The sequence below is a fragment of the Chryseobacterium pyrolae genome (assembly GCF_025153485.1).
Lineage (GTDB): Bacteria > Bacteroidota > Bacteroidia > Flavobacteriales > Weeksellaceae > Chryseobacterium > Chryseobacterium antibioticum.
This window is the reverse complement of record NZ_JANZQH010000008.1, coordinates 125,752-135,036: the sequence shown is the minus strand read 5'-3', so window position 1 is coordinate 135,036 and position 9,285 is coordinate 125,752. Positions and strand designations below refer to the sequence as shown.

The following is a 9,285-nucleotide window of genomic DNA, read 5'->3' as shown; positions in this document are numbered from 1 at the left end:
TTGACTTGGCATGATTATTTCCTTAGTAGATCTAAAAAACATAATGAATACATTAAAAATTATTGGAGCAATTCTTCTTATGGGATCATTTGTATTTTCCTGTGCTCCCATATTAAAATCTAACGGAAACCATGGTCTTCCGCCAGGGCAAGTGAAAAAAGTAACCGGTGCAAAATCAGCAAAACAATACGCACCAGGTCATTATAAAAAATAACACCGTATTTATAGCTTTCTAATTAAGGCTAGGTTTTATTTTATAAAAAAATTTATATATCTGTGATGACATTTCATTTTTCAGCTTGCGAGTCTAAACATTATTTCAAGTAACATTTTTTTAATATATTAAAATAGATCTTGATCTCCTTTCAACTTCATCGCTAAGCGAAATCTGTAATTTTGCATTAATAAAAATAAGCCACTGCAAAAGCAGTGGCTTTAAATTTGTTTATCATAAAACAGCTGAAGTCCATCAGTTTTCCAGGTGATTAGCCTTTAAAAACTCCCCTATTTTATTCCATTCAATCTGTCCCGCAATAGCATTGGGATTAGCATCAAAAACATGTTCTCCATAAGGAATTTCAACATAAGAAACAGGAAGTTTCAGATTTTCCGCTTTTTTCACAAATTTTCTTGTCGCTTCTATATTTACAACGTGATCTATTTCACCGGCAACAATTAACGTTGGGGAAATTCCTTCGGAAAGCTGATCTATTAAATTCAGCTGTGCATAGCGCTGTGGAACTTCGGTGGGTGATCCCCCAAGATATCTTCTGGCTGCATATTTCAAATCGATATTTTTTTTCTCATCTATTTTCTGCCAGAGTTCGGATAAGCTGACGGGCGGATAAATAGCAATAACGCCGGCAGGAACCGGAGGCTGCGGGGAATCGTAAGATTTTGCAAAACCTTTCCTTAATCCTAAATCTGCCTGCATCACCAAAGCGGCTCCAGCAGAGCCACCTACCAAAACTATTTTATTCGGATCAATGTTGAATTTTTTTGAATTTTTCACAATAAACCCCATCGAAGTCACTACTGCATTAACAGCAGATTCCCAATTGTGCCGGTCTTCCCTTCCTAAAGGATAATCGATAGAGAAAACGGTGTATCCATGATCTTTGAACCAATTGGCAGCATTACCGACCTGAGTTCTGTTCCCCTCAATAAAAGCACCGCCGTGCACAAGAATAACAGGAATTGCAGGTACTGAAGATTTTGTTTCCGGCCGGAAAACATCTATATGCTGTTCTTCGTTGTAAATTGTAAGATAAGAATAGGTCTCTGTAGGTTTTATAGGTTCTTCAGAAGTTTTTAATCCCTGAGAAAATGAAACTTGGGTATTGTATTTTTTAGCCGTAGAAAACATAACTATAGTGAAATACATCTGGGCAAGAAAAAACAAAACCGAAAGGATTAGATTAGCTTTCAATAATTTACGCCAGTATTTTCCATATCTATAAAAAAGAAAACAAATCAATAGTGATACCAGACTCAAAAGAACAAACTGGGAATTGAACTGCATGGTAAACGAGCTGCTGTATCCGCTCAGAAGCATGGGTGCTTTCAGATACACTGAAGCCATGGGAATAACTAACAACACCAGGATAATGAAGAGCAAAACTGCAAAAAATATATTTAAAAACTTTTTCATTGGATTAAAATTTATAGGTTACCGTAAGATATCCGGAAGTTGGTGGAATCGCAATCGTGAAATAAGGAGTATTGTTAGCAACTGCAGAAGCATATTCGGCCTGGGTAAAGTTTTCGAAACCGGCAAGCTGTTGCTGGAGGGTTCCCGGTCTTTGATAGCTCATCACTCCATATTTATTAAATACATTGTTCACATTGATGAGCATGCTGAGATTCTCATTTAAATTATACCCTATTCCCAAATCAAACTGTGAAAATCCCGGCAATTTATAGACATTGGTATTGCTCCCCTCTCTTTTTCCCATATAATTCCAGGTTACAAATCCAAATGCTTTACCAATTTTCAAATTAGGAGTTACATTAGCCATAATTTTTGGCGTATAGGCAATAGTAGTTCCTGAATATGAAAATACGGTATCATCTGCGGGACCGGGTGCACTTCCCAAGTTCCATAAGTAACCTTCCTTCACTTTCGGATTCTGCAATGTAAGCACAGCTCTGATATTGAAATTATCGGTCGGTCTGATATTGGTTTCCAATTCAATTCCAAATGTTTCATTTTTATTATATAATGAAGGAGTTGTGTAGAACCCGCCTTTTCCGTCATCTGCCATAAAGCTGTAAGGTACATTGCTCAGCAAGCTGTAAAATGGAGTTATAAAAGCATCAAAATAGGTTGTCTTCGTCTTAAACCCCATTTCCACCTGTTGCGTTTTTCTCGATTGCGGATCCAGTAAATCTATCGTTTCCGGTCGGTTGGCTGCAAAGAACATATCAAGGTCCGGAGACTTGCTGCCTTTAGAGTATCTGGCATATACGGCAACATTATTATTAAATTTATAGTTCAGCGCTGCTGAATAGGAAAAATTTTCCAGCTGTCTGTTGTAGGCAACGTTCGTCAATTTTATCAGGGCGTTGTTATTGTACAAGGTATAAATGCTGCCATCTGTACCTCCGTTTTTATCAGAAAACAGATAGGTTCGCGTATTATCTCCTTTGATCCATACTTTTTCATACCGTATTCCCCAATCCAGCGTCAGGTGGTCCGTAATATCCCAGGTATGCCCGAAAAATACAGCTCCCTGCTGTTGTTTAGCTTTGAATTCCATTAAATCTCCCGTGCTGCCGGCCGCCTGGGCAAACCCATCACCGTTTGTTAATTGATAAACACCGGGTTTTGTAAAATCTAAAGTGGTAACTCCCGTTAAACTTAAAGTCATCATTCTTGGCCGGTTCTCTAAAGTCGTAAGCCCTATTCCATTGATTCCGGAAAAACGCCATACATCCGAATAGCCATAATAACCGCCAAATGAGAAATTCATCTTGTTCCATTTTTTATTGATGGTCAGCTGGTTCATTGATTCCTTTACCTTATTTTCATAAAAATTAAGCGCTGACATTAAAAATGAATTATTCTGAATAGACTGACCCGGCAATTGATTCTTGGTGATCTGGTAAACCGGTAATCCTCCGGCTCCCAGGGCAGCATTCACGCTTGCAAGCTCCTGTCCTGTGAGGGCATCCTTAAAGGAATAGGTCCCCACTCCCAGCCCGCCGACCAAAAAATAAGAGGTCATATCATCCAGGGATGTAAGAAAAGAATTTCCTACGCTGTTCTGTACTACGTCATTATCAGAATACTTACTTGCAAAAAACAACTTCCAGTCATTTCCCAGGTTGTGCTCCCAGTTTAATCCTACAGACCGGTATTTGTTACTCACCAGACGACCTGAATTATAATCTATATCTCCTCCATGAATAAAATCCGGAGAATTATACTGTAATTTCGGAATCAGTAAAGATGAACTGCTGCTGAACCCTTCTGCCGGCTCAGGACTTGTATAATTTCTTGTAGGAACCAATTGTGCATAGCCATTTTTGTCGTCAAGATACTTTAGAAATACTTTCAGACTTCCTTTATTGTATTTTTTTACGATGTTTGCTTTTACCTGTCCCCCATTATTAAACGGATATCCGGCATATCTGGCTCCTAAATCATACCTGTAAAATCCTCCAACATTAAAAAACCAGTTGTTTCCCAAAGGTCCTCCAAAATTAGCATCAAGTCTGTGATACCCGGAATTATTTGCTCCCTGGACACCATATTTGGCCCGGATTTCTCCTCCGAATTTATTTCCGCCCGTTTTGGAAATATAATTGAAAATTCCACCTGGCGCATTAGCCGCAGTAATAGAAGCAGGGCCTCCTCTCACAGCATCAATCTGAGAAATTGTGGCGTCTGCTCGTAGAAAAAAGTCAGGGCCATAATTATAATAGGTGGTATTGGTTACCGGCAAACCATCTTCCTGCATAGATATATATTCGTAAGCAAACGTACCATCTGAAGAACCTGCACTGATCCCTCTTGAGCTGACATTATTCCTGATCTCTCCCAGTGAAGAATTGACATACACCCCGGGAACATTTTTCAGCAGATCTGCAGCACTAATTGGAACCTGCTTCTCAATGACATCGCTTTTCAGGACAGAAATAGCAATGGGTGCATTCATTCTTGTCCTTTTATCAAATACCCCGGTCATGATCACTTCATCGATATCTTTTGTTTTCGTCGTATCAGCTTCTTTTTTCTGAGCCAGTACACTTGCAGATGCTGTCAGGAAAAGTATTGCTATAGTTATTTTTGTATTTAAAAATTTAGTATTCATATCCTTTAATCGTTAATTTGTGCCATATTTTTTAAGCCATTCTACCACGTTGGTGAATACCGTCTGTTCATTTTCCGGTAGTTTTGTAATAAGATGCCCGGCTCCGGGAACTATGACCAATTTATACTGAACTCCTTTTGCCTTAAGGGCTTTTTCCAGAATATAAGCCTGCTGGATGGGAACCACCTCATCTTGATCACCATGAATAATCATCGTGGGAATCTGATTCACAAATTTGGCAGGACTGGTTTTAACATAAGCTTCGGGGATAGCATCACCGGGATTCCAGACGACTTTGTTTCCTGACATTTTATTCAGGACATCCAAAAGGTTAGCTGCTTTCACATATTGTAATGTCTGAACATCTGTAAAATCTACAGGACCACACATTTCTATGATGGTTTTGATCTGAGGATTTTTCGTGTAGGCATACATCAGCGAAACATGGGCACCGGAACTTCCTCCGGAAATTGAAAAACCGTTTTTCCTGGTATTCCATTCCCGGGCATGTGAAGAAAGATATTTTGCAACATGGTCAATATCATCCAGAAGCTCCGGAAGATGTGTATCTGTAAGATTGGCATAACGGTAATCGAGATTGGCAACAGCAATCCCCTTTGAAAGAAGGTATTCGGAAAGTTTTCCATCGTCTTTTTTATCACCCTGTACCCAGGCTCCTCCATGGATATTAATAAGAAATGCCGTTTTAGGACTTCTGTCAGCAGGAAGATAAATATCCATCACGTTCCTTTCGTGTGAACCGTATTTTATGTCGGTAAGCTTTTCTGCCTTTTGGCTTAGAGAAACCGTTTTGGCGCTTTCAACATGTTGTGTTGAGCAGCTAACTGTCAATAATCCAATGGACAGCACTGCGATTTTACAATAATTCATTTCAGTTGTTTTTTTAAATTCTTTTTAAGTATTTTTCCTGTGGCGCTTAAGGGCATCTCATCTATAAATTCTATGATTCTCGGATATTTGTACTGGGCAATTCTTTCTTTTGTCCATAGCCTGATATCTTCTTCGGACGCCTTGCTTTCTTTTTTCCTCACCACAAATGCTTTAATTTCTTCCCCTAGTTTTTCATCATCGATGCCAATAATGGCAACCATAGAAATATGAGGATTTCTCATCATCACTTCTTCTACTTCGCGCGGATAAACATTCATTCCGCCTCGGATAATCATTTCTTTTTTCCGGTCTACAATGAAGAAAAAACCGTCTTCATCTTTTACAGCAATATCTCCGGAAAACAGCCAGCCATTTTTCAGAACTTCTTGTGTTTCTGTATGTTTTTTGTAATAGGCTTTCATTACATTGGGACCGCGATAGATGAGTTCCCCTTTTTCGCCAACGGGGAGTTCATTGCAGTGATTATCTACAATCTTTACATCAACTCCCCAAATGGGAGTTCCTATAGAACCTGGTTTTCTACCAACTTCCAACTGATTGAACGTTACCACAGGAGAGCCTTCAGACATTCCATACCCTTCGAAAATCGGAACTCCGAAACGGTCTTCGAATTCATTAATTATTTTTACAGGAAGAGAAGCTCCACCGGAAAGGCATATCCTTAATTTTTTAATACTATTTCTGCTTTCTTCAGTATCTTCCTCATTGAGAAGGGCCCAGTACATGGATGGAACACCAGCAAAAATTTTGACCTCAAAATGGTCAATAATCCGGTAAACTGTTTTTGCCTCAAATTTTGGCAGCAAAATAAGGTGAAGTGATTTTCGGATTCCGGCAAGCATCATGACCGTTAGCCCAAAAATGTGAAATAATGGTAAAACAACAAGTTGCCCTTCAAATTCAGAAGACGCCACGATTGCTGTGCTGGCTTCTGCATTGGTAAAAAGATTAATGTGTGAAAGCTCTGCACCTTTAGGTTTTCCAGTAGTTCCGGAAGTATAAATGATAACGGCTGTATCTTCTGATGAAGTTGTGTAAGATTCAAAATCTGTTTCTTCATCTTTTATTAAATCATCAAAATTCTGAATATCTTCTGCTATATTGCCGATGCTGATAAAATCTTTGCATGATTCGGTTTTATCAAATCCTTCTTTTCCAAATTTTCCTGTCGGCAGTTCCGGAGTCCCTTCGAAACATAAAAACAGGGTACTGTCGGAATCAGAAAGGTGATAAGCCACTTCTTCAGGTTTAAGAAAAATACTCAGCGGAACAACAGCTGCTCCGGTTTTTAATATCCCGAAAAAAATAATCGGAAATTGAAGATTATTAGGACAAAGCAAAGCGACATTGTTACCATAACCGATGCCTTTCTTTGTAAGGGCATTGGCGGTCTGACAAATTTTCTCATGGAGAGTTTTATAACTTAAAGTAACTTCACCAAGACTTAAGGCAGGTTTTTCAGGATTTCTTTTTGCAATTTGTTCTACTAAAATTGATAAATTCAGCATAGTTTCGTTCATATTAAGTTAATATTGATATGAAATCCCTTTAACCAAGGTAGTTTTCACATCAACTAATCTTAACTCCAAATTAATGATATGCTGAATAGGTGCTGACACGAAAAAGGAATTCCGTGATACGAAAAGGGAATTTTTTCAACGTGTATAAAAACAAAATCGCCCATAAATGACAGTATATCTATCATTTATAAGGCAATATATAAAAGTGTTTAATTTTATAGACGTTCTTCAGAAGGAAGTTTCCCGAAATAGCGGAGATAGAGTTGTGAAAAATGACCTCGGTTATTATACCCAATAAAGTCGCTGATCTCGCCAACTGATTTTTCAGTTTTCAAAAGCATAGATCTGGCCATTTCCATTCTTGCTTTAATGATGTATTGATGTATAGGTAGCTGTGTATAATCTTTAAATCCTTTTTTCAGATCACAGCTGTTGAGCCCGCAATAACGGCTGATTTCCTTGATAGCCAGGCTCTGGAATGCATTAGTATCAACAAAATCTTTGGCCAGTTTTATTTTATCTTCCAATGCTTTTTTGTGTTCGAACGTTTTTTCTTCTGAAAGCAGATAATGTATCCAGTAACTTAGAAATTCAAGAATTTTGCTTTCAAGAATGATACTGCATGAAGCATCATCAAAAGGAGTATCAAAAATAGTTTTGAGTTTTTCCTGGCTCAGATAATTACGCTGGGCATTTTCCAGCTTCTCTTTCAACAGCCCATTATCTTTTGGGAAAATGCTTTCCGGCACAAAAATCCTTATTCCATCAATATCAGTGGTATTGTGTTCGAATTCTTTTTCATCATATATAAAATTACTGCTGATCTTTCCTTCTTTATTGATTCGGAAATCCATCATTCCGTTATCTCCAACTTTATGCGGGGAATGAAAAATGGTTTCCTCATGGAAGTTCCATTTTCCACGGAAAAAATGAAAATTTTTATTATTGAAAAGAATCAGCTTCCCACTTCCCAAATCTGATGGCATTTCCAGAATAGTAGAATTCAAGAAATTTTTCTCACCAAATCTGTAATCCTGAACCAGACCTTGTTTAAAACCGTCTGCTTCAAGATAAGGAAGAATTAATTCCATAAGGGGTATTTATTTGTAAGGCAAGTTAATAAAAATTAAATACATGACAAATATCATGTTTTTACAAGAGTATGAAGTGTAAACTGATCTAAAGTCTCTTACAGGTGGTAAATTATTTATTTAAGAAATTGCTTCATTGCTCTCAATGTGATTTCCGTGCTGCCGGGAAGCGGCATTCCATGGGCATATCCTGCAAAAAAATGAAGTTCGGTAAAATTACCTGCCTTTATCAGCCGGTCTGCGTAAGCCAGCCCGCTATCCCGCAAAGGATCTGCTCCGGCTACAAAAATCACTGTTGGCGGAAGATTTGAAACATCTTCAATATTTCCTGGCAGGATGTATTTTTCTTTTGAATTTCCGTTTTTCCCTATGTAAAACTTTTTTATAATGGGGAAATCATCACTTTTGAGACCGGGAATTCTTTTTAATTCAATGACAGATGGATATTTCATTTCGAAATCACCCGGAGGAATTTCCAGAACCTGCAAACTGATTTTAGGGCCTTTCTGATCTCTTGCATATTGTGCCAAACCTCCTGATATACCAGCTCCTGCACTCGCTCCTCCAACGGCAAGCAGTTTTGGATTACCCCCAATATTTTCTGCATTTTTATTCGCCCACAATAAAGAAGCATAGGCATCGTGAAGTGCTGCCGGAAAAGGGTTTTCCGGAGCAAAACGGTAATCAACATTAATAACAACAATATTTCCTTTCTGTGCATAGTCTGCACATTTCTGATGATCCCATTTTGGTGTTCCATAGATAAAACCGCCCCCATGGAACCATAGAAATATGGGGAGATTTTTCGCGTTTTTAGGTTTGTAAATTGTTACGGGAATTTCAGGATCTTTTGTAGTAAATCCAGGAATTTTAGAATGAACCACCTCAATGCTATCTTTGTTTTTCAGTTCAGGCCAGGGCATTTCTGAATCAATTTTACGCTGTTTTTTGATTTCTTCCAGTGTAATATCCTGAATCGGAGTATTAACCATAGGACCAAACTGGGGCAGTAATCTCTTTTCTACTTCCTGAAGGGTAAGCGGATGATATTGCTGTGCAGCTGACCAACCAGAGATCAGGAAAATTATTAAGCATAAAATATATTTTTTCATAATAACAGGGGTATAAAATTGTATTCTTTCAAAAGTAATACTATGCTTATCACCGGATGATACGAAAAAGAAATTTTATGATACGAAAAAGGAAATTTTTATAGTAAATATTAAATAGAGTGATGTACAGGCATTGGAAATAATTTGAATAGAATAGCCTCACTTTTTCTTTTTGCACTGTCTGCTTTAAGGAATAATTTATCGGCCATGTATTTTCGCCAGCTAAGCTTCCGGATATCATTAGCAGAGGCTTCAACTCTATTTATCAGACGATTGATTAAAGTTCTGATTACTATGCTCATTATATTAAATATATTAATACATTTTAATTTTT

General features: G+C 37.9%; 8 protein-coding genes. 1 reads left to right on the top strand and 7 read right to left on the bottom strand.

All coding sequences use genetic code 11. The features are described from left to right. Positions 1 to 43: 43 nt before the first annotated feature. Positions 44 to 214 carry a hypothetical protein gene (locus tag NZD88_RS16520; RefSeq protein ID WP_259830585.1) on the top strand — a complete coding sequence of 57 codons (171 nt, stop codon included), beginning with the start codon at positions 44 to 46 and terminating at the stop codon, positions 212 to 214. Between the two features lie 255 nt (positions 215 to 469). Here the strand turns inward: NZD88_RS16520 and NZD88_RS16515 are convergent, their stop codons facing one another. From NZD88_RS16515 to NZD88_RS16485, 7 genes are all read right to left on the bottom strand, one after another. Further along, on the bottom strand, positions 470 to 1,651 hold the full coding sequence (locus NZD88_RS16515) for an alpha/beta hydrolase (RefSeq protein WP_259830584.1): 1,182 nt from the start codon (positions 1,649 to 1,651) through the stop codon (positions 470 to 472). Between the two features lie 4 nt (positions 1,652 to 1,655). Next, positions 1,656 to 4,316: a TonB-dependent receptor domain-containing protein gene (locus NZD88_RS16510; protein WP_259830583.1), complete on the bottom strand. Its 2,661-nt coding sequence runs from the start codon at positions 4,314 to 4,316 to the stop codon at positions 1,656 to 1,658. Positions 4,317 to 4,328: 12 nt separating this feature from the next. After that, on the bottom strand, positions 4,329 to 5,207 hold the full coding sequence (locus tag NZD88_RS16505) for an alpha/beta hydrolase family protein (RefSeq protein ID WP_259830581.1): 879 nt from the start codon (positions 5,205 to 5,207) through the stop codon (positions 4,329 to 4,331). Continuing rightward, complete coding sequence (locus NZD88_RS16500) at positions 5,204 to 6,736, bottom strand: long-chain-fatty-acid--CoA ligase (RefSeq protein WP_259830580.1); 1,533 nt, start codon at positions 6,734 to 6,736, stop codon at positions 5,204 to 5,206. Before NZD88_RS16500 ends, NZD88_RS16505 begins: the two co-directional genes overlap by 4 nt. A 227-nt stretch (positions 6,737 to 6,963) precedes the next feature. After that, positions 6,964 to 7,839: a helix-turn-helix transcriptional regulator gene (locus NZD88_RS16495; protein WP_259830578.1), complete on the bottom strand. Its 876-nt coding sequence runs from the start codon at positions 7,837 to 7,839 to the stop codon at positions 6,964 to 6,966. A gap of 116 nt (positions 7,840 to 7,955) precedes the next feature. Next, on the bottom strand, positions 7,956 to 8,951 hold the full coding sequence (locus NZD88_RS16490; protein WP_259830576.1) for an alpha/beta hydrolase: 996 nt from the start codon (positions 8,949 to 8,951) through the stop codon (positions 7,956 to 7,958). A 110-nt stretch (positions 8,952 to 9,061) separates the two neighbouring features. Then, positions 9,062 to 9,253 (bottom strand): hypothetical protein, encoded by a 192-nt coding sequence (locus tag NZD88_RS16485; protein ID WP_259830574.1) that lies wholly within the window; start codon positions 9,251 to 9,253, stop codon positions 9,062 to 9,064. Positions 9,254 to 9,285 lie beyond the last annotated feature (32 nt).

What these genes read in the sequence shown, in the direction of transcription:
- NZD88_RS16520 (WP_259830585.1), top strand. Translation starts at nt 44, where the DNA reads ATGAATACATTAAAAATTATTGGAGCAATTCTTCTTATGGGATCATTT.
- NZD88_RS16515 (WP_259830584.1), bottom strand. Translation starts at nt 1,651, where the DNA reads ATGAAAAAGTTTTTAAATATATTTTTTGCAGTTTTGCTCTTCATTATC.
- NZD88_RS16510 (WP_259830583.1), bottom strand. Translation starts at nt 4,316, where the DNA reads ATGAATACTAAATTTTTAAATACAAAAATAACTATAGCAATACTTTTC.
- NZD88_RS16505 (WP_259830581.1), bottom strand. Translation starts at nt 5,207, where the DNA reads ATGAATTATTGTAAAATCGCAGTGCTGTCCATTGGATTATTGACAGTT.
- NZD88_RS16500 (WP_259830580.1), bottom strand. Translation starts at nt 6,736, where the DNA reads ATGCTGAATTTATCAATTTTAGTAGAACAAATTGCAAAAAGAAATCCT.
- NZD88_RS16495 (WP_259830578.1), bottom strand. Translation starts at nt 7,839, where the DNA reads ATGGAATTAATTCTTCCTTATCTTGAAGCAGACGGTTTTAAACAAGGT.
- NZD88_RS16490 (WP_259830576.1), bottom strand. Translation starts at nt 8,951, where the DNA reads ATGAAAAAATATATTTTATGCTTAATAATTTTCCTGATCTCTGGTTGG.
- NZD88_RS16485 (WP_259830574.1), bottom strand. Translation starts at nt 9,253, where the DNA reads ATGAGCATAGTAATCAGAACTTTAATCAATCGTCTGATAAATAGAGTT.